At 69.3% G+C, this 23,363-nt stretch carries 29 protein-coding genes; 16 read left to right on the forward strand and 13 right to left on the reverse strand.

The window, feature by feature from the left end; translation table 11 throughout:
- Nucleotides 1-2: 2 nt before the first annotated feature.
- From QFZ27_RS23730 to QFZ27_RS23750, 5 genes are all read right to left on the reverse strand, one after another.
- Nucleotides 3-515 (reverse strand): TPM domain-containing protein, encoded by a 513-nt coding sequence (locus tag QFZ27_RS23730; RefSeq protein WP_429228938.1) that lies wholly within the window; start codon nt 513-515, stop codon nt 3-5.
- The gene (locus tag QFZ27_RS23735; RefSeq protein WP_429228939.1) at nt 496-1,434 is read right to left on the reverse strand and encodes a TPM domain-containing protein; all 939 of its coding nucleotides are present in this window, start codon (nt 1,432-1,434) and stop codon (nt 496-498) included. Before QFZ27_RS23735 ends, QFZ27_RS23730 begins: the two co-directional genes overlap by 20 nt.
- Complete coding sequence (locus QFZ27_RS23740) at nt 1,431-1,979, reverse strand: TPM domain-containing protein (RefSeq protein ID WP_429228940.1); 549 nt, start codon at nt 1,977-1,979, stop codon at nt 1,431-1,433. Before QFZ27_RS23740 ends, QFZ27_RS23735 begins: the two co-directional genes overlap by 4 nt.
- 9 nt (nt 1,980-1,988) lie before the next feature.
- Nucleotides 1,989-2,609, reverse strand: coding sequence for a LemA family protein (locus tag QFZ27_RS23745; RefSeq protein ID WP_429228941.1), 621 nt, complete (start codon nt 2,607-2,609; stop codon nt 1,989-1,991).
- A 98-nt stretch (nt 2,610-2,707) separates the two neighbouring features.
- Entirely contained in the window at nt 2,708-3,577 is an 870-nt protein-coding gene (locus QFZ27_RS23750) for a LysR substrate-binding domain-containing protein (protein ID WP_429228942.1), read from the reverse strand.
- A 101-nt stretch (nt 3,578-3,678) separates the two neighbouring features.
- Here QFZ27_RS23750 and QFZ27_RS23755 point away from each other — a divergent pair, with 101 nt between their 5' ends.
- The 6 genes from QFZ27_RS23755 to QFZ27_RS23780 are packed head-to-tail and all read left to right on the forward strand — an operon-like array spanning nt 3,679 to nt 6,839.
- Nucleotides 3,679-4,587: a DMT family transporter gene (locus tag QFZ27_RS23755; RefSeq protein ID WP_429228943.1), complete on the forward strand. Its 909-nt coding sequence runs from the start codon at nt 3,679-3,681 to the stop codon at nt 4,585-4,587.
- A gap of 59 nt (nt 4,588-4,646) precedes the next feature.
- Nucleotides 4,647-4,985 carry a hypothetical protein gene (locus QFZ27_RS23760; protein WP_429228944.1) on the forward strand — a complete coding sequence of 113 codons (339 nt, stop codon included), beginning with the start codon at nt 4,647-4,649 and terminating at the stop codon, nt 4,983-4,985.
- Nucleotides 4,986-5,021: 36 nt separating this feature from the next.
- A complete protein-coding gene (locus tag QFZ27_RS23765; protein WP_429228945.1) occupies nt 5,022-5,510 on the forward strand; it encodes a cupin domain-containing protein in 489 nt (162 codons plus the stop codon).
- A 45-nt stretch (nt 5,511-5,555) separates the two neighbouring features.
- Nucleotides 5,556-5,849: a DUF3303 domain-containing protein gene (locus QFZ27_RS23770; protein WP_429232486.1), complete on the forward strand. Its 294-nt coding sequence runs from the start codon at nt 5,556-5,558 to the stop codon at nt 5,847-5,849.
- A gap of 10 nt (nt 5,850-5,859) precedes the next feature.
- Entirely contained in the window at nt 5,860-6,657 is a 798-nt protein-coding gene (locus QFZ27_RS23775; RefSeq protein ID WP_429228946.1) for an MBL fold metallo-hydrolase, read from the forward strand.
- Nucleotides 6,658-6,710: 53 nt separating this feature from the next.
- Nucleotides 6,711-6,839, forward strand: coding sequence for a hypothetical protein (locus tag QFZ27_RS23780; RefSeq protein WP_429228947.1), 129 nt, complete (start codon nt 6,711-6,713; stop codon nt 6,837-6,839).
- Between the two features lie 7 nt (nt 6,840-6,846).
- On the opposite strand, the gene QFZ27_RS23785 is transcribed toward QFZ27_RS23780, so the two are convergent.
- Nucleotides 6,847-8,340 carry a multicopper oxidase family protein gene (locus tag QFZ27_RS23785; protein ID WP_429228948.1) on the reverse strand — a complete coding sequence of 498 codons (1,494 nt, stop codon included), beginning with the start codon at nt 8,338-8,340 and terminating at the stop codon, nt 6,847-6,849.
- 129 nt (nt 8,341-8,469) lie between these two features.
- On the opposite strand from QFZ27_RS23785, the gene QFZ27_RS23790 reads away from it, so the two are divergent.
- Nucleotides 8,470-8,757, forward strand: a complete 288-nt coding sequence (locus QFZ27_RS23790; protein ID WP_429228949.1) for an I78 family peptidase inhibitor — start codon at nt 8,470-8,472, stop codon at nt 8,755-8,757.
- Here QFZ27_RS23790 and QFZ27_RS23795 read toward each other — a convergent pair.
- A complete protein-coding gene (locus tag QFZ27_RS23795; protein WP_429228950.1) occupies nt 8,754-9,374 on the reverse strand; it encodes a CGNR zinc finger domain-containing protein in 621 nt (206 codons plus the stop codon). The two genes, QFZ27_RS23790 and QFZ27_RS23795, sit on opposite strands and share 4 nt — an antisense overlap.
- Nucleotides 9,375-9,449: 75 nt before the next feature.
- Between QFZ27_RS23795 and QFZ27_RS23800 the strand changes: the two genes are divergently transcribed.
- The 5 genes from QFZ27_RS23800 to QFZ27_RS23820 are packed head-to-tail and all read left to right on the forward strand — an operon-like array spanning nt 9,450 to nt 12,061.
- Nucleotides 9,450-10,052, forward strand: a complete 603-nt coding sequence (locus tag QFZ27_RS23800; protein ID WP_429228951.1) for a GNAT family N-acetyltransferase — start codon at nt 9,450-9,452, stop codon at nt 10,050-10,052.
- Nucleotides 10,049-10,363 carry an antibiotic biosynthesis monooxygenase family protein gene (locus QFZ27_RS23805; protein ID WP_429228952.1) on the forward strand — a complete coding sequence of 105 codons (315 nt, stop codon included), beginning with the start codon at nt 10,049-10,051 and terminating at the stop codon, nt 10,361-10,363. The genes QFZ27_RS23800 and QFZ27_RS23805 overlap by 4 nt, the downstream gene beginning before the upstream one ends.
- A gap of 55 nt (nt 10,364-10,418) precedes the next feature.
- Nucleotides 10,419-10,679 (forward strand): hypothetical protein, encoded by a 261-nt coding sequence (locus QFZ27_RS23810; protein WP_429228953.1) that lies wholly within the window; start codon nt 10,419-10,421, stop codon nt 10,677-10,679.
- A gap of 49 nt (nt 10,680-10,728) precedes the next feature.
- Nucleotides 10,729-11,133: a VOC family protein gene (locus QFZ27_RS23815; RefSeq protein WP_429228954.1), complete on the forward strand. Its 405-nt coding sequence runs from the start codon at nt 10,729-10,731 to the stop codon at nt 11,131-11,133.
- Between the two features lie 7 nt (nt 11,134-11,140).
- On the forward strand, nt 11,141-12,061 hold the full coding sequence (locus QFZ27_RS23820; protein WP_429228955.1) for an N-acetyltransferase: 921 nt from the start codon (nt 11,141-11,143) through the stop codon (nt 12,059-12,061).
- Between the two features lie 6 nt (nt 12,062-12,067).
- On the opposite strand, the gene QFZ27_RS23825 is transcribed toward QFZ27_RS23820, so the two are convergent.
- A complete protein-coding gene (locus QFZ27_RS23825) occupies nt 12,068-13,654 on the reverse strand; it encodes a pentapeptide repeat-containing protein (protein WP_429228956.1) in 1,587 nt (528 codons plus the stop codon).
- Between the two features lie 693 nt (nt 13,655-14,347).
- The gene (locus tag QFZ27_RS23830; RefSeq protein ID WP_429228957.1) at nt 14,348-14,836 is read right to left on the reverse strand and encodes a hypothetical protein; all 489 of its coding nucleotides are present in this window, start codon (nt 14,834-14,836) and stop codon (nt 14,348-14,350) included.
- 110 nt (nt 14,837-14,946) lie between these two features.
- On the opposite strand from QFZ27_RS23830, the gene QFZ27_RS23835 reads away from it, so the two are divergent.
- The gene (locus QFZ27_RS23835; RefSeq protein WP_429228958.1) at nt 14,947-15,939 is read left to right on the forward strand and encodes a DMT family transporter; all 993 of its coding nucleotides are present in this window, start codon (nt 14,947-14,949) and stop codon (nt 15,937-15,939) included.
- Here the strand turns inward: QFZ27_RS23835 and QFZ27_RS23840 are convergent.
- The 3 genes from QFZ27_RS23840 to QFZ27_RS23850 all read right to left on the reverse strand — a co-directional run bounded on the left by QFZ27_RS23840 (nt 15,921) and on the right by QFZ27_RS23850 (nt 18,770).
- Nucleotides 15,921-17,180: a 3-phosphoshikimate 1-carboxyvinyltransferase gene (locus QFZ27_RS23840; protein WP_429228959.1), complete on the reverse strand. Its 1,260-nt coding sequence runs from the start codon at nt 17,178-17,180 to the stop codon at nt 15,921-15,923. The two genes, QFZ27_RS23835 and QFZ27_RS23840, sit on opposite strands and share 19 nt — an antisense overlap.
- A 73-nt stretch (nt 17,181-17,253) precedes the next feature.
- Entirely contained in the window at nt 17,254-17,598 is a 345-nt protein-coding gene (locus QFZ27_RS23845; protein ID WP_429228960.1) for a cupin domain-containing protein, read from the reverse strand.
- Nucleotides 17,599-17,834: 236 nt separating this feature from the next.
- A complete protein-coding gene (locus QFZ27_RS23850; RefSeq protein ID WP_429228961.1) occupies nt 17,835-18,770 on the reverse strand; it encodes an NmrA family NAD(P)-binding protein in 936 nt (311 codons plus the stop codon).
- Nucleotides 18,771-18,935: 165 nt separating this feature from the next.
- On the opposite strand from QFZ27_RS23850, the gene QFZ27_RS23855 reads away from it, so the two are divergent.
- Entirely contained in the window at nt 18,936-19,667 is a 732-nt protein-coding gene (locus QFZ27_RS23855) for an AraC family transcriptional regulator (protein ID WP_429228962.1), read from the forward strand.
- 324 nt (nt 19,668-19,991) lie between these two features.
- Here the strand turns inward: QFZ27_RS23855 and QFZ27_RS23860 are convergent, their stop codons facing one another.
- Nucleotides 19,992-20,888: a LysR substrate-binding domain-containing protein gene (locus QFZ27_RS23860; protein ID WP_429228963.1), complete on the reverse strand. Its 897-nt coding sequence runs from the start codon at nt 20,886-20,888 to the stop codon at nt 19,992-19,994.
- A gap of 125 nt (nt 20,889-21,013) precedes the next feature.
- Between QFZ27_RS23860 and argH the strand changes: the two genes are divergently transcribed.
- Together argH and QFZ27_RS23870 are read left to right on the forward strand one after the other, a co-directional pair.
- On the forward strand, nt 21,014-22,438 hold the full coding sequence (argH, locus tag QFZ27_RS23865) for an argininosuccinate lyase (protein WP_429228964.1): 1,425 nt from the start codon (nt 21,014-21,016) through the stop codon (nt 22,436-22,438).
- A gap of 18 nt (nt 22,439-22,456) precedes the next feature.
- Nucleotides 22,457-23,362, forward strand: coding sequence for an amino acid ABC transporter permease (locus tag QFZ27_RS23870; protein WP_429228965.1), 906 nt, complete (start codon nt 22,457-22,459; stop codon nt 23,360-23,362).
- The last annotated feature ends 1 nt before the right edge of the window (nt 23,363 follow it).

Here is a 23,363-nt window from a genome sequence, read left to right on the forward strand (position 1 = left end):
CTTCACAGGATAACCGGCCCGTCCGGCAGCTCCTCGGCGTTCGCTTCGCCGGGCGATGCCGGCCAGGCCCGCAGCAGCTCGGCGTCGATCGCGGCCAGCGCCTCCAGCACGCCCTCCTCGTACCGCCCGGCCTGGAATCGGTCGCGCAGCATGACGCAGATCCGCGGCCACACCGCGTCGTCGACCCGGGCGGTGACGCCGCGGTCGGCGACGATCTCGATCTTATGATCGGCCAGCAGCAGGTACAGCAGCACGCCGGTCGCCTGTGCCGTGTCCCAGACGCACAGCCGGCCGAACACCTCCAGCGCCCGAAGCCGGCTGTCGCGCAGATGCGGCGGGGCCGCGGCCTCGACCGCGATCACGATCTCGCCCAGATGCCGGCGCTCGGCGCCGCGGATCGCCTCGTGCAGCCGGGCCATCACCGCCGCGCCGAAATGCCGGCGCAGCAGGCGCTGGCCATGCCATTCGGCGACCGGGCGCAGCCGCCGCAGCGTCTTACCAACTCCCGGATGCACCGCCGCCTCCGCTCGATCCGCCGCCGCCGCTGAACCCGCCGCCCGATCCGCCTCCGCCGGAGCCGCCGCGCGATCCGCCGCCGAAGCCGCCTCCGAACCCGCCGCCGAAGCCTCCCGAGCCGCGGCGGGTGCTGAAGCCGCCGCCCGGCCCGCCGAATCTGCCGCCGATGCCGCCGAGAATCACCGCGCCGATGGCGCAGAACGCGCCGAAGAAGATCATCCCGGACAGACCCCAGCCGAGGCCGCCGGCCACCAGCGCGCTGCCGCCGGCCGGCAGCGGCATCGGCAGCCCGATGCCGCGCAGCCCGGCGCGGACCGCGGCCCCGACCAGGATCGCCAGGATGACGATCTGGAAGACATCCTGCGGCGCCTCGTCCCGGCTCTCCGGCGGGGGCGGCGGCAACGGCTCGCCATCGATCAGCCGGATCAGGCTGTCGACCGCAGCACCCAGGCCGCCGGCGAAGTCGCCCTGGCGGAAGGCCGGGGTGATCTGCTCGCGCACGATGCGGCCGGCGGCGATGTCCGGGATCGCGCCCTCCAGCCCGTAGCCGGGCTCGATCCGGACGGTGCGGTCGTTCTTGGCGACAAGCAGCAGCACGCCGTCATCGACACCCTTGCGGCCCAGCTGCGACTGATCGAACACCCGCCTGGCATATTGCTCGACGGTGTCGGCGCCGGTGGTCGGCACGATCAGGATGGCGATCTGCGCGCCCTTGCGCCGTTCGACCTCCGTGAGCTTGGTCTCCAGAGCCTGCCGCTCGGCGGCGGACAGGGTGCCGGTCAGGTCGGTCACGCGCGTGCTCAGCTGCGGCACCGCGACCGGCTGCTGCGCCATGGCCGTCGCCGCGAAGGCCAGTTGCAGAACCAGCATCAGCGCGGCCAGGATGCGTCCCGTCCTCGGGAGGATGGCAACGATCATGCCGCCTCCCGCAGCGCAGGGGTGGCGGTCCGTCCCGCATCCGCGCCCTTGCGAGGGGCAGGCAGGCCGGCGCCCCGAAGCAGGGGAATCAGCGCGGAGACGGCCGCCGCCAGACCGCCGGCGAAGTCGCCCGCACGGAAGGCCGGCACCATCCTGTCCTGGATGATCGCGACGGCGGTAGCATCCGGTATCGCCTGCTCCAGGCCGAAGCCGACCTCGATCCGCACGGTGCGGTCGCTTTTGGCGACCAGCAGCAGCACGCCGTCATTGATGTCGCGTCGGCCGAGCTTCCAGGTGTTGAAGGCCCGCAGCGCATAGGCGTCGATGCTCTCCGGCCCGGTGGTCGGTATGATCACGATGGCGATCTGGGCGCCGATGCTGAGCTCGATCCAGGCCAGCTTGGCCTCGAACATGCGGCTCTGGTCAGCCGTCAGTGTGCCGGTCAGGTCGAGGATATGGGTCGTCAGCGGCGGCACGGCGACCGGCCGCGCCATCGCCGGCAGGGCGAGAAACAACCCGATCGCGAGGGCCAGGACGCGCCACATCGCCGATCCTCAGGGCTTCGGGGCCGGGGAGGTGCCGAAATCGACCTTGGGCGCGGTGGAGATCGCGGCCTCGTTCTCGACGCTGAAATTCGGCTTGGCGCTGAAGCCGAGCACGCCGGCGATCAGGGTGCCGGGGAAGCGGCGGACGCTGACATTGTAGTCCTGCACCGCCTGGATCGAGCGGTTGCGGGCCGTGGCGATCCGGTTCTCGGTGCCCTCCAGCTGGGTCATCAGGTCCTGGAACAGGGCGTCGGATTTCAGCTGCGGATAGTTCTCCGTCACCACCAGCAGCCGCGACAGGGCCGAGGACAGCTCGCCCTGCGCCGCCTGGAACTTCTGCAGCGCCGCCGGGTCGTTCAGCGTCTCCGGCGTCACCTGGATGCTGCCGACCTTGGCCCGGGCCTCGGTGACCTGGGTCAGCACGTCCTTCTCCTGGTTGGCATAGCCCTGCACGGTCTTGACCAGGTTCGGCACCAGGTCGGCCCGGCGCTGGTACTGATTCACTACCTCGGACCAGGCGGCCTTGACGGTCTCATCGCCGGCCAGGAAGCGGTTGTAGGCGCTGCCGCCCCAGATCGCGACCAGCACGACCACGACGACGACCACGATCAGCCCGGTGAAACGACGCATCCGATCCCCCTTGAGCAGCGGAGCGAGCCCGCTGATTGCATCATCAACCCGCGGCTGGGGCAATCGTGCCGCGATGTGGGCGGTGCAAAGACCGGCGCTCACGCGGCAATGGCTTCGGGCCGGCCGACGGCGTTGTGGATCTGCTCGGCCAGCCGGACCACGGCCGGAGTCCGCGGCCGGGCGCCCCAGGCCAGCCCGATCTCCAGCGCCGGCAGGGGCGGCAGTCCGTCGCGCTCGCCCAGCACCCGCATCCCGGCGGGCAGGCTGCAGCCAACCACCACCGCCACGGCCAGCCCGGCCTGGACCACGGCCAGCAGGCCGACCAGGCTGGGGCTGGAATAGGCGATGCGGTAGGGGCGCTGCGTCACCGCCAGCGCCTGCAGCGTGACGTCGCGGGCGACGCAGCCGGGCTCGTAGAGGGCGACCGGCAGCGGCTGCTCCAGATGCGGGTCATGGTCCGGCGACCCGAACCAGACCAGCGGCTCGCGCCGCAGCAGCTCACCGTCGCGGCCCGGACCGCGGGTGATCACCGCCAGGTCGACCTCGCCGGCCGCCAGGCGCCGGTCCAGGAAGGTGGTCTGCTCGCAGATCAGCTCGACCTCGACCTGCGGGTGGGTGGCGGCGAAGCGCGACAGGATCGGCGGCAGCAGCGAGTAGGCGTAGTCGTCGGGGATGCCGAGCTGGACCCGGCCACGCAGGTCGGGCTCGACCAGCGCCGCCCAGGCCTCCTCCTCCAGCCGCAGCATGCGCCGGGCATGGCCCAGCAGGCTCTCGCCGGCCGGGGTCAGTCGCACCTGCCGGCTGCTGCGGTCGAACAGCCGTTTGCCGACCGCCTCCTCCAGCCGCCGCACCTGCATGCTGACCGCCGATTGCGTGCGCCCGACCCGCGACGCGGCCAGGCTGAAGCTGCCGCCCTCGGCGATCGCCACCAGGGTGCGCAGCACGTCGAGATCGAGCCGTCTGTCCATGCCCTCAGAATAAATCAAATTGATGGATATCTTCAAATCTATTCGTTTGATTGAAGTTCGGCGCAGGCACAGCTTTCCTCCACCGAATTCAGGAGGCGACCATGGACGGTGTCGAGGCGGCGGCGGAACGGCGGACGGGGATCCTGCAGCTCGCTATGGGCATGGCAGTGGTCGGCACCGTCGGCGTGTTCATGGAAGAATCCGGGCAGGGCCCGATCAACGCGGTGTTCTTCCGCTGCGTCTTCGGCGCGCTGGTGCTGCTGGCGTTCTGCGCCGCCCGCGGCTGGTTGGGCGGCCTGCGCCTGGCGCCGCGGCAATGGGTGCTGATCCTGTTCGGCGGCATCTGCATCGTGCTGAACTGGGTCGCGTTCTTCGCCGCGATCCGCCATACCTCGATCGCCTTCGCCACCATCGTCTACCACGTCCAGCCCTTCTGGGTGGTGCTGTCGGGGGCGGTGCTGTTCGGCGAGCGGATCAGCGGCCAGAAGCTGGGCTGGATCGCCATCGCCTTCGCCGGGCTGGCCCTGGCCACCGGCATCGGCTCCGCAGGGACGGAGCCGGGGCAGCTGCTGGGCGCCGGCCTGGCCGTGCTGGCCTCGCTGCTCTACACCGGCACCGTCTTGTCGACCAAGGCGCTGCGCGGGGTGCGGCCGCACCTGACCGCGATGATCCATGCCACCACCGGCATCGTCCTGCTGGCGCCCTTCGTCGGCGTCGCGGAGCTGCCGGCGACGCCCGGCCCCTGGGGCTGGCTGGCCGGGCTCGGCATCGTCCACACCGGCCTGGTCTATGTCCTGATGTATGCTGCCTATCCGAAGCTGCCGACCGCGGTGATCGCCGTGCTGGCCTTCGTCTACCCGGCCTCGGCGATCCTCAGCGACTGGCTGGTCTATGGCCATCAGCTCGGGCTGGGCCAAGCCGCCGGGATGGGGCTGATCGCGCTCTCCAGTCTGGCGGTGACCCTCGGCTGGCGGCTGTGGCCGGCGCGGCGGGTGGCAGCGGCCGGGTAGGGCGCGCTCCAGATCTTTCCAGCTTGACACCATCTCGGCCTATGTTCATGCTATGTTCCATGGACAAAGCCAAGCCGATCACTGCCGACCCCGCTATCGCCTCGGACCCTGAGCTGGTCAGGCTCGGCCAGCGGATCCGCTCGCTCCAGGATCGCGCCGAACGCGCCCTGGCGGAAGCCGAGGCGCTGTCGAAGGAGCCCGACAGGCTGATGGAAACCTTCGACCGCTTCATGCAGCTGAACGAGGAGATCCTTGGCGCCATCGGTCAAGCGCACGAACTGCAGCAGCAGCACCGGCGCCGGCGCAAGAAGCTCGAGGCCGAACGGGTCCGGCGGCTCGCCCTCGCCCGCTACGCATTTCTGGCGGCCGGCTCGCGAACGGCAGGCACCCGGCACTAGACCGGCCTCTCTGCCGGGCACGTCAGGGAGGCCGCCATGACCGACTCGCCATCCTCGATCAATGCCGAAGGCGTCTCCGAGCCGTTCCCCGTCGAGCGGGTGCCGTGGGAGGAATTCGAGCGCGGCAAGCTCGGCAGCCGGTTCCGGGTGCTCAGCAAGTTCGGCGGCGGCAGCCATGTCGGCGTGGCCTATGAGGAGCTGCCGCCCGGCAAGCAGTCCAACCTGCTGCACTACCACCTGCTGGAGGAGGAGCATGTCTTCATCCTCGAGGGCGAGCTGACGGTCCGCCTCGGCGACCGCGCCTATCCGATGAAGCCGGGCGACTATGTCTGCTTCCCGGCGGGGCAGAAGGTCGGGCATTGCCTGATCAACCATACCGACAAGCCCTGCCGCTACCTCCTGATCGGCGAGAACAACCCGCATGACGTTGCGGTCTTCCCGGAAACCGGCCGCGTCAGCGTGCGGTTGACCGGCGAGGGCTATCGCAAGTCGGCGGTGATGGATTATTGGGAAGGCACGGACTGAATCCGCGAGCGCCGGGCAACGGCGGGAGGTCGGGCTGTGCTGTTCATGATCATCGAGCGTTTCGCCAACCGCGATCCGGTAGCGGCCTATCGCCATCTGCGCGATGCCGGGCGCGGCCTGCCCGAGGGGCTCAAATATGTCGACAGCTGGGTCGAGTCGAACTGCGACCGCTGCTTCCAGCTGATGGAATGCGACGACCTCGCCTTGCTGCAGCAATGGATCCTGCACTGGCGCGGCACCGGGGTCAGCTTCGAGATCGTGCCGGTGCTGCGCAGCGCCGAGACCCGTGCCGTGGTGGCGCCGCTGCTCGACCCGCCGGCCACCGGCCCGATCTCCTGAAAGAAGCCCCATGACCGGATTGCCCGTGGCCGCCGAATGGTTCCGCAAGCGCGACCTGGGCGGTGGCCTGACGCTGATCGACGAGCCGCACACCGACGTGCTGATGCGCGCCAACATCTGGCATCTGCGTGGCCGCGACCGCGACCTGCTGGTCGATGGCGGCCTCGGCGTGGCGCCGCTGCGGCCGGCCTTCCCCGAGCTGTTCGCGGGCCGCGAGACGATCGCCTTCGCCACCCACACCCATGCCGACCATATCGGCGCGATCCACGAGTTCGAGCAGCGCTGGGTGCATCCGCTGGAAGCCGAGTCGCTCGCCCGGCCGCGGCCCGGCACGCTGATCTCCGACCAGATCCCGGCTGAGGCGCGGCAGCGCTTCCTGGACGCGGGCTACCCGCCGCTCGGGCCGGCCCTGGTCACCGCCGTGCCGCATGCCGGCTACGATCTACGCGGCTACGCCCTGCGGGGCGCCGAGCCGACCCGGCGGATCGAGGCGGGGGAGGTGGTGGATCTCGGCGACCGGCAGTTCCGGGTGCTGCATGTGCCCGGCCATTCGCCCGGCAGCATCGCCCTGTTCGAGGACGCCACCGGCACCTTGTTCGCCGGCGACGTGATCTATGACGGCCCGTTGCTGTATCGCGGCCCGGGCATGGACATCGGCGACTATGTCCGCTCCTTCGCCCTGCTGCGGTCACTGCCGCTGACAGTGGTCCATGCCGGCCATGACGACAGCTTCGGCAAGGCCCGGCTGGACGCCATCATCGACGCCTATCTCGCCCGCTGGCGGGCCGAGGGGCTGATCGAGGGCTGACCGGAACGGCCCGCCGCCATCCCTCGTTTGCCCGAGGAACAAGCGAGGGATGCATGGCGGACAAGTGGGCACGTCAGCGCGACATCATCCGGCGCAGTCTGGCCCGGCGGCTGCTCTTCCTCGCCGGGCTGGTCGTCCTGGCCCTCGTCATCGTGCTGGTGCGGTTCGGGGCCTGGTCCTGACGGCTGCTTAGACCCCCTCATACTCCACCGTCGTCATCATGCCGCTCTCCATGTGATAGAGGTGGTGGCAGTGGAAGGCCCAGCGGCCGGGATTGTCGGCGTCGAAGGCGACGGTCACGGTCTTGCCCGGCGGCACCAGCACCGTGTCGCGCCGGGCGCCGGACATGGCCTTGCCGTCGATTGCCACCACCTGGAAATGATGGCCGTGCAGATGCATCGGATGGGCCATCATCGACGGATTGGTCATCGCGATCGCCACCCGCTCGCCGTGCCGCACCATCACCGGCGTGTCCTGGCCGTGCACCTTGCCGTTCAGGGTCCAGACATAGCTCGCCATGTCGCCGGCCAGCACCACCGGGATGGTCCGGTCGACCGCGCGCTCGGCCAGCGGCTCCGTGGCTTTCAACCGCGCCTCCAGGGCCAGGTCCAGCGGCGACGACTTGTCCTCGCCGAGATCGGCGATGCGGGCGACCGCGGCATCAGGGGCGGCCAGCACCAGGCCGGTGCGCTGCCGGTCGCCCTCGCGCAGCGCCAGCACCGGCAGCGCCCGGCCGGCCGGGACGGTCAGGCGGATGTCCAGCCGCTGCGCGATCGCGATCGGGAAGCGCCGGCCGGTCACCGGCGCCACCGGCATGCCGTCGACCGCGACCAGCGTGCCCTCGGCCGGACCGAGATCGATGTGGAAGTTGGTGGCCGCGGCGCCGTTGATGATGCGCAGCCGCACCCGGCCGCCGCGCTCCACCCGCACCACCTCGGGGTCCGCCAGGGTGCGGTCATTGGCCAGATAGGCGTCGTATGCGACGTCGTTCAGGTCCATCGCCATGCCGCCCGGCATCGCCATGCCCGGCATGTGGTGCTGCATCCCCGGCATCGGCTTCGCGCTGCTCATCGGCATCGAGCCCTTGGCATGGCCGCTATGGTCCATCCCGACCATGCCCTGGTCGGCCGGCGCCGCGCCGTGGCCCTGGCCGCCGCGCAGCCCGGCCATGATCTCGGCCGGGTCGCGGAAAGTGAAATCGTGCAGCATCAGCACCACCTCCTGCTCGTCCAGCCCGGCTTCGGCCGGGTCGGCGACGATCAGCGGCGCCGCCAGCAGGCCCTGCTCCTGCAGCCCGAGATGGGAGTGCATCCAGTTTGTGCCCGGACGCGCCAGCGGGAAGTCGTAGTCGATGGTGGCACCGGCCGGCAGCGGATCCTGGGTCACGCCCGGCACCCCGTCCTGGCGCCAGGGCGGGGTCAGCCCATGCCAATGCAGCAGCGACGGCTCCTGCAGCGCATTGGTCAGCCGCACCCGGAAATCCTCGCCGGCGACGGCGCGCAGGCCCGGCCGGGTGATGCCGAATACCGTCGCGGCCCGGCCGCCGATTTCAAGGCTGCGGGTGGCGATGGTCAGCTCGGCCGGGGCGGCGGCGCGGGCGAGCCGGGGCAGGGCGCCGGCCAGCACGGCCCCAAGGGCGGTTGTCGCGGCGGCACCGGACAGGAAGCGGCGGCGAGTGATCACGATCGAATCCTCGATTGGCGGAGTCGATCGCAGCCTGAAGCTTCCCCCTGCCGGAAGGTAAACCGCGTCACGACGTCGCCTTTTTTGTCGGCGATCAGGGAGCGAGCACCGACACCCATGGAGCATGCCATGAGCACCGAATCCTCTCGCCGCCATCTCCTCGGCCTCGCCGTGGCCGGTGCCGCCGGCGGCCTCGCCGCCGCCTGCGCCCGCAGCCAGGCCGCTGCGCCGGGCGCCGCCGGGCCGGGCACTGCCGAGCCGCAGCCCGCCGTCTCCCAGGCCGAGCTCGACAAGCTGAAAGGGCTGGCCCTGCGGGTGGTTCGACCGGGCGAGGCCGTGACCATGGATTTCCGCGCCGACCGTTTGACCGTCGAGGTCGACGGCAGCGGCCAGATCCTGCGGGCCTCGATCGGCTAGGAGGCGCGATTCCGCTCGTAATGCCGGCGCGCCTTGTGCCGATTGCCGCAATCGGCCATCGAGCACCAGCGCCGGCTGCGGTTGCGCGAGGTGTCGAGGAACACCCAGGCGCAGTCGGGGTCGGAGCAGCTGCCGACCCGCCCGGCCCGGCCGGAGACCAGCAACTCGGCCGCATCCCACACCACCGGCCACAACGGCTGCTCCAGCAGGTCGGTCTCGGTCATGGCCCAGGCGAAGCCGGCCTTCGTGGCCGCCAGGCCGGTCCGGGTCGGGGCCCGGGCCAGCACGGCGTTCAGCACCGCGAGATCGTCGGCCGAGGCCGCTTCCGGCTCGGTCAGGATCCGGCCCAGCGCCGCGCGCAGGCGCAGCGCCGTGGCCAGCACCGCGGCGGCGGCCTCGGGCCGTTGCGCCGCCTCCTGCACCAGTTGCCTGGCTCCGGCCCGGTCGACGATGCCGAGATGGCCGGCCCAGAGCGCCAGCTCGCCATAGCCGGTCAGCCGCTCGCCGCGCTGCGGGACGTCGCCGCGCCACGCCTCGGTGTTGATGAAGTCGAGGCTGAGCGAGCCGCCGATCCGCTTCGGCGGCCGCACCGCATAGGAGGGGGCCTGGGTCTGCATCGCCTTACCATCCTACCGTTGACTTGGCCGGGGCAAGCCCGGCATCGTCGGGTCAACCGGTTCAGGGGTTAGAATATGCCGCCAGGGGACCGCGACGGAACGCTGGAGTGCCGGCCGGTGGCGCCGGAGCGGCTCGGCGATGTCGAGACCGTGTTCGCCGGTTGCGCCGACGCCGGCCGCTGCTGGTGCGCCTTCTGGCGGCGGGAGCGCCGAGACTACAACGCCGGTACCCGGGACGGCAGCAATCGCGCCCTGTTCCGCGACTTGGTCGAGGCGGGCGAGACGCTGGGGTTGCTCGGCTATCGCGACGGCGCTCCGGTCGCCTGGTGCGGCGTCGCCCCGCGGGCGGAGCAGCCGCGCCTCTCCCGGTCGCGCAACCTGGCGCCGGTCGACGATGCGCCAGTCTGGTCGATCACCTGCTTCGTGACCACCAAGGCGCATCGTCGCACCGGCCTGCTGCGGCCGCTGGTGACTGCGGCGGCGCGGCTGGCCCGGTCGCGCGGCGCCCCGGCGCTCGAGGCCTATCCGATCGATGCCGCCCGGCCGCTGGGATCGGGCGAGATCTACACCGGCGTGCTGCGGCCCTTCCTCGACCTCGGCTTCCGCGAGGTGGCGCGGCGCAGCCCGACCCGCCCGATCGTCCGCCTCGATCTCACCAGGGGAAAGGATCCGATATGATCGCACGGATGTGGCGCGGCCCGGTGCCGAAGGCGAAGAAGGAATCCTATGTTGCCTATCTCCGGGAGACCGGCCTCGGCGACTACACCAGGACCCCGGGCAACCGCGGCGTCTGGCTGCTGTGCCAGGACAAGGGCGAGGAGGTGGAGTTCCTGACCCTCACGCTCTGGGAGTCGGTGGACGCGATCAAGGCCTTCGCCGGCGAGGAATACGGCCGCGCCCGCTACTATGCGCGTGACCGGGACTTCCTGACCCGCTTCGACCCGGAGGTCGAGCATTTCGAAGTGATCGACGTCGTGGAGCCGCGATAGGCTGAGAGCCGACGCGCACCAAGACGAGATCGCCACATTCGGCCGGAGGCCTGCTTTGCTGACGATCGTGAACATCTTCACCATCTCGGGCCGGGGGACGGCGGTCTCGATCGAGGGCTACACCGGCCTTCCAATCAGGAAGACCCTCACGGCAAGGGTCCACAGACCCGACGGCTCGGTGCTGGAGGCGAGAGCATCTAAGGAATATGCGCTCCGTCGCGACGGAGAGAGGACTTGGGAGGATGAGTGTTTTCTCCTGTACGACGTCGACAAGACCGACGTCCCCGAAGGCAGCACGCTCGATGTGACGGAGTGAAGGCCATCTGCAGACACCGGATCGGGACCAACACGAAGGGGAGAACGCCATGCAGTTCCATCAGGGCCGCCTGATCGACCACGTCCATCTGGTGGTAAGCGATCTGGCGGCGAGCAAGCGCTTCTACGTCGCGGTGCTGGCCTCGGTCGGCCGTTCCATCACCCATGAAGGCCCGGATTTCTTCGCCTCGGACGAGCTGTTCGTCAGCCAGGGCGACGCCCTCAGCCATGTCCACCTGGCGTTCCAGACGGCGGACCGCGACACCGTCCACCGCTTCCACGCCGCGGCGCTCAAGGCCGGCGGGCGGGACAATGGCGGGCCGGGCGAGCGGCACTACCATCCCGGCTACTACGGCGCCTTCGCGCTCGACCCGGACGGCAACAACATCGAGGCTGTGCACCACGGCCCTGCAACGCGCTCGGCCGAGTCCGTCGTCATCACAGCGGAAGGCTGACCTCGACGTGACCACCGATGTCCGCCTGCGCCCGATGGCCGACTCCGAGCTCGCCACCTTTGCCGCCACCGCCACCGACCCGGCCCATGCCGAGGCGGTGCGTCGCTACGTCGACGACCTGCTGGCCAAGGGCGCGATGCGCCGGGACTGGTGCTTCCTGGCGGAATGGAATGGGGCTCCCATCGCCCGCATCGCCTTCTGGACCCTGCCCGGGGCGACGATCCCCAGAGACATCGTCCTGTTCGACCTGCCCTGGTCGGCGCCGGAGGCCGAGGCTTTCGGCGCTTCCATGCTGCGGCGCGTGGTCGACCGGGCGCGGTCGCTCGGCGCCCAGGCGCTCGGCCATGTGCTCGACACGCCGCTGCAGGCGTCGCAATGGCAGGCCGAGCCGGAGCGGCGCCGCGCGCTGCTGGCCGCCAGCGGCTTCGAGATCCGCCGCGAGACGGTCCGGTTCGAGCTCGACCCCGGCACGCCCGTGCCGCCGCCGGCCGACGGACTGGTCTTCCGCTCGATGGCCGAGGTCGGCGAGGCGGCGTTCCGCGCCGCGTCGGAGCGGGTCACGGAAGGCACGCTCGACCGCCGCATCGGCGACGAGGACATCTTCGCCGACATGCAGGGGCTGGAGCACGAGCCGGGCTGGTGGGAGCTGGCCTATGCGCCGGACGGCTCCCTGGTCGGGCTGGTGATGCCGGCGCTGGCGCCCAGCATGGCGACGATCGGCTATGTCGGCGTGGTGCCGGAGCGGCGGGGGCGGGGCCATGTCCATGCGCTGCTGGCGCGCGGTACGGCGACGCTGGCCCGCATCGGCCGCTGGCCGGTCAAGGCCGATGCCGACACCCGCAACACGCCGATGGCCGACGCCTTCCGCCGGGCCGGCTGGCGCGAATTCGCCATCCGCACCGAGTTCGAGCGGCCGCTGGCGGGTTGACGCCCTTCAGTTCAGGGGTTGCGGTTCGGCCACCCCGGCGGCGCTCCTCTCATAGGGGCACAGCTGGTTCAGGGCGATGCCGGCCTCCGCCTCCGGGAAGCATGCGTCGCCATACCGGCCCGCCTCGATCGGCAGGAACTGCCCCCCGCAATTCTGGGGCGCGACGGTGTCGGGCAATCCGCTGACATCGCAGATCAGGGCGCCGCCGAACTTCACGCCGGTCAGGTTGGCGCCGTCGAACTTCGCATCGGTCAGGTTGGCGCCGCGGAAATCCGCATTGGTCAGGTCGCTGTTCTCGAAGGTCGCGCCGGTCAGGTCGGCACGGACGAAGATCGCCCCACGCAGATCGATCCGGTCGAACCGGGCCGACCGGAAGAAGCCGTCCGAGAAATCGGCCTCGGAGAAATCGGATCGGCGCGTCTCGCTGCGGCCAGAGCCGGGGACCGAGAAGTTGGCCCTCGGGCCGCAGGCGGCGTTGAACCTGGCGTTCACCCCCTTGGCGCCCAGCAACGTCGCCCGGCTGAGGGTGGCATGCCGGAAATCCGCCCCGCCGAGCTGCGAATCATCGAGCCGGGCTTCGTTCAGCATCGCGCACCAGAAATCCGCCCCCTGGGCGTCGGCGGTGACGATCTGGGCTCGGCCCAGCTGCGTCCGCAGATACGGCCGCCGGGGCAGGTTGGGGGAGGCGAGGTTCTGGTCGGGCGCGAAATCGGCGCCTGTGAGCGAGGCGTTGGCGAAGCTCGCCCGCGTCAGGTTCGAGCCGCCGAAATCGGCCTTGTCCAGGCTCGCCTGGTAGAAGTTCGCCAGATACAGCTCGGAGGCCGAGAGATCCGACCCCCGCAGGTCGGACCGGACAAGCTGGGCATAGGCCATCGAGGCGCCGCGGAAATACCCGTCCGACAGGTTGAGGGGCACCTCCTGCGTGTAGGATTCGCATTTGCGCCGGGCGATGACGGACAGAGCGGCCTGGGTGTCCGCGCCGATCGTCGCCTCCTGCAAGGCCTCCTCCCGCGCCCTGCGGCCCGCATCCGCATCTGACGCCGTCGGCGCGAGATGGGAGGAAACGACGGCATGGGCGGCGATGGCGTCCAGCGCCACCCGGTACAGCTGGTCCTGGGCGGAGCGGGCAGGGGAGGCCGCGTCGGGCGCGGTTCCGCCGGCGGACAGGGGACGCTGGTTGCCGTCGGGGCACAGCTCGTCCGGGCGAGGGCCGCCCATCAGCTGCGCCAGCGCATGAACGCCGATCAGCCTGGTGGAGATGTTGAAGCTCGCCAGGGCTTCGAAGCCGTGGCTGTATTGCTCCTGGCGGTTCTTCGCGGCGCTCTCGCGCGCGGCCCGGGCCACCTGATCGAGGGTGTAGAGCGCAGCGACGACCAGGATCGGGATGATCAGCAGCTGCCCGATGTTGCGGCGGTACCGATCCGAATCCTTGCTCCGCTCCTTGCGCGATTCGTATTTGTGCCGCGCCGTCAGCAGCACCGGGCCCAGCGCCCAGACAATCAACGCCAGAAGGACCGTGGCCCCGGTCAGTGCGATGGTCAAATTCGGGCGGCTGCCCAGGTAGGTCTCGGCGCCGGCGAGCCAATTCATCATGAGAACCTCCTGGGTCCGACCGGAAACCGGTGGCGGGCGGCCGTCCGATCGGGGGCGGCAGAAGCAGCGAGAGCAGAAATGGTTTGCTGGAGATTCCGGGACATGATCGTTATTCGTGCGGAACAATACTCGTCAACGAGGTTCAGAAGACTACAGAAAATCCATATTTCGGGCTCCGGATCGTTGGTGAAGGGCCTCGGATTCCCAATGCAGCTCGTGTCAGTGGGCGCGTAAGGCGGCAGGCTTATTGTATAGCATGGTTGTCCGTCCTTGTGTCTGGAAAGAAAATTTCCATCGAAAGGAAGTAAATTACAACATATTCGGGTTGAAAACTTGGCGCCTGGCCAGCCGTCGAGGTTTTGTCCTGTCGGAGTCCTGGCCCTTAGGAGCGGGCCGTTGCTGTTTTGCGGCCGCGCAGCGCCAGCGTGCCGGCGTTCCACAGCACGCAGGCGGCCAGGCCCAGCCCCAGCGCCGCGGCGGAGCCGAGCGGCGGGGCGGCCAGGTGCAGCAGCGCCAGCGCCGGGATGTATCCGACCATGCCGATCAGGGCGTTGGCGAACACCGCCGCGGTGGCCGGGCCGCCGATCCGGGGATGCAGCAGCAGGGCCAGGCTGCCGGTGACCACCGGGGCCAGGGCAGCGAAGCCGGCCGCCGCCGGCCCCAGGGCGCGGCCGATCAGCAGTACCGCGGCGATCAGGCCGGTGACGGCGGCCGCCCGCGCCGGGATGTCCAGCGCCGGCCGGCGGCCCGCACCGGCGGTGTCGCCGCCAGGCGCCGCAGCGCGATCGGCAGGCAGGCGGCGAAGACGATCAGGTTCAGCGCTACGGCGCCGGGCAGCGTCCAATCGACCCGGGAGACCGCGGCCGCCGTGGCGGCCCAGCCCAGCAGCCCCAGGGGCAGACTGATGGCGAGGCTGCGTGAGCGGGCCAGCAGCGAATACAGCGTCAGGAACACCCCGGTCGCGGTGTTGACCGCCAGGCTGGCCACGGCGCTGCCGGCGATGAAGGCGGAATCGTGCTCCATCGCCAGGAAGACATAGGCCGGGCCGACCGAGATCGGCAGCGTCGCGATCATCGCCCCGAGCACCGGCCCGCTGCGCTCGACCAGCAGCGAGGCGGCGACCACGATCCCGGCGGCCAGCGCCGGCTTGGCGACGAACAGGAGCCAGAAAGCGTCGATCACGGCGAGTCTCCGGGCGGCGGGGCCGTGTCCCTTGCTAGACCATCCGGCGCCGCCGCTGTCCTGACGCTTTGTCTGGCCAGTCCTGCGCGAGATTCGACCGCAAGAACCGGGTGGCGGCCCTTCCGCATCTCGGCGAGAACGGCGGCATGAGCATCGCCAAACCCGCAGCCCCGCCCGCGATGGGATTCGCAGACTGGCTGCTGCTGATTGCCCTGTCGCTGGTCTGGGGCGGATCGTTCTTCTTCTCCAAGGTGGCGGTGGCCGAGCTGCCGCCGCTGACAATCGTCCTCGCCCGGGTCGGGCTCGCGGCCCTCGCTCTCCTGCCGGTGCTGTGGCTGTTCGGCCAGGCTCTGCCGCGCGACCGCGGCATCTGGGCCGCCTTCTTCGGCATGGGGATCCTGAACAACCTGATCCCATTCTGCCTGATCGTCTGGGGCCAGACCCGGATCGGCAGCGGCCTCGCCGCCATCCTCAACGCCACCACGCCCTTGTTCACCGTGCTGGTCGCGCATGTCCTGACCGCCGACGAGAAGCTGACGCCGAAGCGGCTGGCCGGGGTGCTGCTCGGCCTCGCCGGCGTCGTGGTGCTGATCGGCCCGCAGGTGCTGGGCGGGCTGGGCGGCGAGGTGACGGCGCAGATCGCGATCCTGGGCGCCGCCTTATCCTACGCCTTCGCCGGCATCTTCGGCCGCCGCTTCCGTGGCCTGCCGCCGATGGTGACCGCCACCGGACAGGTCAGCGCCACCAGCCTGATGATGCTGCCGATCGTCTGCCTGGTCGACCGGCCCTGGTCGCTGCCGATGCCGAGCGGGACGACGCTGCTGTCGCTGGCCGGGCTGGCCCTGCTCAGCACGTCGCTGGCCTATGTCCTCTACTTCAAGCTGCTGGCCCGGGTCGGCGCCACCAACACCGTGCTGGTGACGCTGCTGATTCCGCCCAGCGCCATGCTGCTCGGCCACCTGGTGCTGGGCGAGGTCCTGTCCGGCCGTGCCTGGATGGGCATGGCGCTGATCGCGCTCGGCCTGGTCGCGCTCGACGGAAGGCTGTTCGCGAGGTTGCGGAGGGCGATTGACCGATCGTTCGGTCAGGCCACCTCGTCGTAAGTCACGCCGAGCGAGGCCAAGGCATCCCAGTAGCCGGGATAGGTCTTGGCCACGCAGCCGGGGTCGAGAATGGTGATGCCGCCGATCTTCAGCCCAGCCAAGGCGAAGCTCATGGCGATGCGATGGTCGGCATAGGTCTCGATCCGGGTCGGCAGCACCTGGCCGGCCAAGGCGGGGTCGGAGGCGACGATCAGGTCGTCGCCGTCCTCGCGGCCCAGGCCGGGGCGAATGCGCGACAGCTCGGTCGCCAGCGCGGCGACCCGGTCGCATTCCTTGACCCGGAGGTTGGCGATGCCGGTGAAGCGTACCGGTGTCGCGTTGAACGCCGCCAGCACCGCCAGGGTCGGCACCGCGTCCTGCATCTGCGACCCGTCGATCACCGCCGGCAGGTGCGGGAACCGCGCGATCAGCGCCTGCGCCTTGGCGTCCGGCTGAGTGAAAGCCGGCACGCCCAGGTCGATGGCGCCGCCGGTCAGCACCTCGGCGCCCCACAGATAGGTCGCGGCCGAGGCGTCGGGCTCGACCACATGGTCGGCGGCGCGGTAGCCGGTCGGCTGCACCCGCCAGGTCGCCTCGTCGACCTGCTCGACCTCGGCGCCGAAGGCGCGCATCGCCGCCACCGTCAGGTCGACATAGCCGCGGGCGCCGATCTCGCTGCCGGTCAGCGCCACCTCGACCGGTCCGGTGCCGCAGGCGGCGGCCATCAGCAGGGCGGAGATGTACTGGCTGGACAGGCCGCCATCGATCTCGACCCGGCCGGGAGCGAAGGGACCGTGGCCGCGCACCGTGACCGGCGGATACCCGTTGGTGTCGGTGATGTCGATGCCGAGCGAGCGCAGGGCCTGCACCAGCGGGCCGATCGGCCGCTTGCGCATATGCGCGTCGCCATCGACCACCACGGTGCCGTCGACCATGGTCACGGCGGCGGTCAGGAAGCGCGTGGCGGTGCCGGCATTGCCCAGGAACAGCGGCCCGGACGGCGCCAGCAGCCGGCCGGTGCCGGTGACCACGAAGCTGGTCTCGTCCGGCTCCGCGACCGTCACGCCCATGGCGCGCAGGGCCGCCGCCATCAGCTTGGTGTCGTCGCTCTTCAACGCCCCGGTCAGGCGGCTGGTGCCGCGGGCCAGCGCCGCCAGCAGCAGCACGCGGTTGGTGATCGACTTCGATCCCGGCGGGGTGACGCGGCCGGTCAGCGGCCGGCCCGGCGCCTTGATGGTCAAACCGTTTGCGCGCGCATCCATGCCGGTCGTCCAACTTTCTCGGGTGATCATCCTGTCCTAGCGGTCCCCGCGGCCTTCAACCAGCGCGATCGGCTCATTCGAGCCATTCGGTGATGAAGGTGCCGTTCTCGTGGATGTCGATGGTCTGCAGCGGCCCGGGGCCGGGATTGGTGAATTTGTGCGGCGTGTTCGGCGGCACCACCACGATCTGCCCGGCCTCGGCCAGGATCTCCCGGTTGCCCAAAGTGAACAGGGCGCGGCCGGCGCGGATGATGAAGGTCTCGGGATAGGGATGGCGGTGCAGCTTCGGCCCGCCGCCGGGCTCGGCCCGGTCGAAGAAGATCACCGAGACGCCGGCGCCGTGCCTGCCGAGCTGGATCTCGCCGTGCCAGCGCTCGGGATCCTCGGCCCAGGCTTGGCGATCGATGACGGGCTTCATGGCGGTCTCCCTTCGTGTATTCATTGCGTCGCCGACGCCACCTCGATCACCGTCGAGATCGTCCGCAAATTCGCCGACCAGAGCGGCTTTGCGGTCCGTCCGCGACGAGCGCACCTTCGCCTGGATCAACCGAAACCGCGGGCTCGCGAAACTTTCATTGCCCACGTGGCGGCTGGCCGTTAGTTGCCATGTGGTCGGACATCGGCATGATCACGCAGATTTCGCCAACTCAGCAATTATCCTTGTGAGCTCCACGTCAGGAAGGTCTCTGGTTTGACACCATCCGTCCGCGCCTTCTCGATAAGCGGCTTGAGGGTGTCTTTGACGAATTCTTCCATTGTCGTGCGCAGCGCAGGACGATCATCGTCAAATTTTACACGACCATCGTTAACAGCAGCATAGGTGTGGTTATCGTAGATCCACCGATCGAGAGTTCCGAACCTCTCTCGGAATATCGTCTCGACCCGCCGATCGCTCCTATCGATGAAGCGATAGTGCACCTCTCTACCGAGTGTCCGGCCGATGATCGTGGCGATCTCGGCCATCGTGTAATCGATGCCCAGTTGCTTTACGGATCGGTGCCGGTCAGTCGGCGTGTCGAACTCTTTCGCCGCGACATCCACGATATCCTGAATGGCCACCCACGGAGCTTTGACGTTGGGGGCAAGCGACCAGCCGATCTTATCGTACTTCGCGATCGAGTCGGCCCACCTAGACAGGTCCTCCATGAACCAGCCACCCTGCAGGCGCACCAAATTGATGTCGCGTAGTCGGTTGAGGATCTGATCCAGGATATGGAAGCCCTGGAAATGGCCGGTGTTTCCGCTGACCTCGGATCCCATTCCGGTCAGGCTCACGGCCAATTTCACCGGGGAATCCCGAAGTGCGTCGAAAAACCGAAGCGCTACCGTAGGGTAATGCCCATGAAGGTCCTCCCCCTCCCAAATCGTTTTCACCATTAGGAACGCAGCGTCAGCGTCTTCGAAGAACGTGGCAAGCTCACCAGCACCTGTGTCGAAGCTGCCAAGGAACGGTTCTGCTCCTTTCGCGACAAGTGCATCGAGGGCGGGTCCTCCTCTTGAAAGAGCTTTGACTGCATGGCCTTTGGCCAAGAGGTTCTCTGTAAGTTTGGCACCGATCCTGCCGGTCGCGCCAACCACGGCAATACGCATGGCTAATCTCCTAAAGTTGCCGAGCCAATTCCTAAAGGATTGCTTGGCGAGCAAAAGTGGAGATAATGCCATATGATCTCGAAATCGGGCCAACCTTCGAATAAGCCACCCTGCAGTACCGCTGTCGATCTCAGCCTCTCGCATGGGCCGGCGATGGCGATCAGGATGGACTTCGCCGACTATGAAGCCGAGGGGGCGCAGCACCAGCACCCGCAGGGTCAACTGATCCTGGCGCTCCATGGCGCGGTGACCTGCAGAGCGGAAAGTGGGGTCTGGATCGTTCCGCCCGACTGCGGAGTCTGGATACCCGGTGGTGTTCCTCACAGCAATCAGGTCACGTCGAATGCTCGTCTGACATACCTGTTTGTCGAGCCCGGCGCGGCCATGCTTCCGGCTGAATGCTGCACGCTTTCGGTATCGCCGATGCTTCGGGAGATGATACACCGGGTAGCAGACCTATCAGAAAGTGATGCGCGCGACGCTCATGTCGATCGGCTCGTGCGGGTCATGCTCGATGAGCTTGCGCTGATGCCGCGGGAGAGGCTGGAGCTACCTGTCTCTGATCATCCAAAGATCGCCCTGATCGGTGCGGCGCTTTTGGCAGACCCGAGCGACCGCCGAACCCTCGGCCAATGGGCTGAGCATGTCGCCATCAGTGAGCGATCGTTGAAGAGGCTTATGGTCCAAGAGACAGGATTGAGCTTCGGCCGCTGGCGGCGTCAGCTACATCTAGTCATCGCGCTGCGGGAACTTGCTGGCGGTGCGACAGTCCAGCGGGTAGCAGGCGACTTAGGGTATGAATCCACGACGGCCTTCATCGTCATGTTCAAGAAGGCCCTCGGGACCACACCATCGCGTTACTTTGCCGATCGCCTGTTGAGCACGGAGTACGCGTGAGACACTGCCTGCCGAACTCTCAGAGATTATCATCATACTAAGTTGGGTAAGCGTTCGGCAGGCCATCCGCCAAGAGCGTACCTCCGCCAAGGAGATCAGTGTCAGCCGCGCCGTCACCGGCAGTTCGACCAGCTAGGCGAAGAAGCGTCGGTAGCATGACAGTTTCTTATAGGTCAAAGCCGGCGGAGGTGCGTTCGACCCCATATTGGCGACAACCGAAAACCCCAATATTGAGGCAATCGTGGTTCCCCGCAATCGTTAGCAATGCGGCCGATATCAAGCCGTGAATCGTTCTCATATTCTCCCCCTCCGTCGTTTCTCAGGCTACATCCCCGGCCCGAGCGTCCGGGCCTCGGCCAGCAGCCAGTCGCGGAAGGCGGCCAGGCCAGGGCGCGGCACCCGGTCGGCCGGCACGGTGAACCAGTAGCCGTGGCGGCTGTGGAAGCCGAGGCCCGCCGGATTGACCAATCGACCGGTCAGCAATTCCTCGCCGATCAGGCAGCGCGGCACCAGGGCCAGGCCCTGGCCGGCGATCGCGGCGCGGATCACCAGCGCGTAGAAGCCGAAATGCACCATATGGGCCGGGGCGAAGTCGGCCAGCCCTTGGGCCTCGGCGAACTCGCTCCAGCGCAGCGGCGTGTGGCGGTGGTCCAGCACGGTATAGCGGCGCACATCCTCGGCCGCGGCGATGCCGCCCATCCGGGTCAGCAGCGCCGGCGCCCCGACCAGGGCGACATTGCGGCCGAACAGATACTCCGCCTGCTGGCCCGGCCAGTCACCCTCGCCGAAGCGGAACACGCCGTCGGCCTCCTCGACCGTGTCGCCATGGCTGGTGAACTGCACCTCCAGCTCCGGGCGCGCCTGGGCCAACTGCGACAGACGCGGCACCAGCCAGCGGTCGCCCAATATCGGCAGGACATGCAGCCGGATGGCGTTGGGCGACCCGCGCAGCGCCGCGATCCGCCCGGCCGCGGTCTCCAGCGCCCCCAGTGCGATCCGCGCCTGCTCGACATAGATCCGCCCGGCCGCGGTCGGCACCAGGCCGCGGCCGGTGCGGGCGAACAGCGGCAGGCCGGCGATCTCCTCCAGGCTGCGCAGCTGCTTGCTGACCGCACTCTGGGTCAGGTGCACGCTCTTCGCCGCCTCGGAGGCCGAGCCGTGCTCGACCAAAGCGGCCAGGACGCGTAGCGCGGTGGTGGAGGGCAGGGGGATCTGCGGCATCTCTCCGGCTATGACCATTCGGACTGGCGCGCACGATATTCCATTCCGGACTATCGCGGGGAAATCATTTCCATTGTCGCGTGCCGGCCGGCTTGACAGCATCCCTGCCGAATAGGGAGCCGAGCATGACCGAACCGACCCGTCTCTGGGGCGCCCGCTTCCGCGCTGCGCCCGCGCCGGAGCTGATGGCCCTGTCGCGCTCCGACCCCAGCCATTTCCGCCTCGCCCCCTACGACCTCGCCGCCTCGGCTGCCCATGCCCGCGAGCTGGTGCGCGCCGGCATCCTGACTGCGGCCGAGGGCGACACCATCGCCGCGGCTCTGGCCGACCTGGCGCGCGACACCGCCGCCGGCACGGTGCGGCCGAACCAGGGCGACGAGGACGTCCACACCTTCCTCGAGCGGGTGCTGACCGAGCGGCTCGGCACCCTCGGCGGCAAGCTGCGCGCCGGAAGGTCGCGCAACGACCAGGCGGCCAACGACCTGAAACTCTATCTGCGCGACGTCGCCCGCCGCCTGGCCGGCCATGTCATGCTTCTGCAGCAGGCGCTGGTCGGGCAGGCCGAGGCGCATGTGGCGACGCTGGCGCCGGGCTTCACCCATCTGCAGCCGGCCCAGCCGGTCACCTTCGCCCACCAGTTGCTGGCCCATGCCCAGACCTTCGCCCGTGACGTCGAGCGGCTGCAGGACTGGGACCGGCGCAGCGCCCGGTCACCCCTGGGCGCCGCCGCCCTGGCCGGCTCCGCCATCGCGCTCAGGCCCGACCTGTCAGCCGCCGAGCTGGGCTATGACGGCCCCTGCGAGAATTCGATCGACGCCGTCGGCAGCCGCGATCATGTGGCCGAATTCCTGTTCGTCGCCGCGATGCTGTCGGTGCATCTGTCTCGGCTGGCGGAAGAGGTGTTCCTGTGGTCGTCGCGCCAGTTCCGCTGGGTCGAGCTGGACGACGCCTACGCCACCGGCTCCTCGATCATGCCGCAGAAGAAGAACGCCGATATCGCCGAGCTGACGCGCGGCCGCGCCGCCCGGCTGATCGGCGGGCTGACCGCGATGCTGACGGCGCTGAAGGGCCTGCCCTTCGCCTACAACCGCGACTTGGCCGAGGACAAGCGCGCCGCCTTCGAGGCCGTCGACACGCTCGACGCCGTGCTGCCGGCGATGGCGGGGATGCTGCGCACGATGCGGATCAACGTCGAGACCCTGCGGCGCCAGTCGGTCGAGGGCTTCACCCTGGCGACCGAGGTGGCGGACTGGCTGGCCCGGCGCGGCGTGCCGTTCTCCGAGGCGCATGAGATCACCGGCGCCCTCGTTAGGCACTGCGAGGACCGCGGCATCGGGCTGGAGGACCTGGCGGATGCCGATCTGGCGACGGTCGACCCGCGGCTGGCGCCGGAGATCCGGTCCTGCCTGACGCCGGAGGCCGCGGTCGCGGCCCGCAGCGGCCATGGCGGCACTGCGCCGGACCGGGTCCGCGAGCAGCTGGCCCGCCTGCGGGAGCTTCTGGTCGAGCAGGACAGCTGGGCTCAGGCCTATGATGGCCCGCGCGGCTGAAGGGGCAGGGGGCATCGCATGACCGACACCACACCGACGACGATGGGGACGGGCGCCTCGCCCTATTCGATCGCCCATCTGCGCCATGTGCCGCGCCGGCATTACGGCCGCTGGGTCGCGGCGGCGCTGATCCTGCTGGCCCTGGCGGCGATCGCGAAGGCCTTTGCCGAGGGCCAGATCGCCTGGCCGGTGGTCGGCCAGTTCTTCACTGCGCCGGCGATCCTGTCCGGCCTGGCCAACACCATCCTGATGACGGTCTGCGCCATGGCGCTGGGCATCGCCCTCGGCGTGCTGTTCGCGATCATGGTGATGTCGCCCAACCCGGTGCTGAAGACCGTGGCGGTCGGCTACATCTGGTTCTTCCGCGGCACCCCGCTGCTGCTGCAGCTGCTGCTGTGGTTCAACCTGGCGCTGGTGTTCCCGACCATCGGCATCCCCGGCCTGCTCGAGGGGCGGACGGTCGACCTGATCACACCCTTCGTGGCGACGCTGCTGGGCCTCGGCATCAACCAGGGCGCCTACACCGCCGAGGTGGTGCGCGGCGGCATCCTGTCGGTCGATCTCGGCCAGACCGAGGCGGCCAAGGCGATCGGCATGACCCGGCTGGTGGCGCTGCGCCGCATCGTGCTGCCGCAGGCGATGCGGGTGATCATCCCGCCGGTCGGCAACGAGGTGATCAGCATGGTCAAGCTGACCTCGGTCGCCAGCGTCATCCAATACGCCGAGATGCTGCGCAACGCCCAGACCATCTACTACGCCAATGCCCGGGTGATCGAGCTGCTGATCGTCGCCGCGATCTGGTACCTGGTGGTGGTCACGGTGCTCAGCATCGGCCAGCATTTCCTGGAGAAGCGCTTCGCCCGCGGCCGCGGCGACAACCGGGCCAGGCGGACCGTGGTCGTCGACCAGCCCAAGGAGGCCTGAG

Origin of the sequence: Inquilinus ginsengisoli (assembly GCF_050434925.1) — a bacterium.
Lineage (GTDB): Bacteria > Pseudomonadota > Alphaproteobacteria > DSM-16000 > Inquilinaceae > Inquilinus > Inquilinus ginsengisoli_B.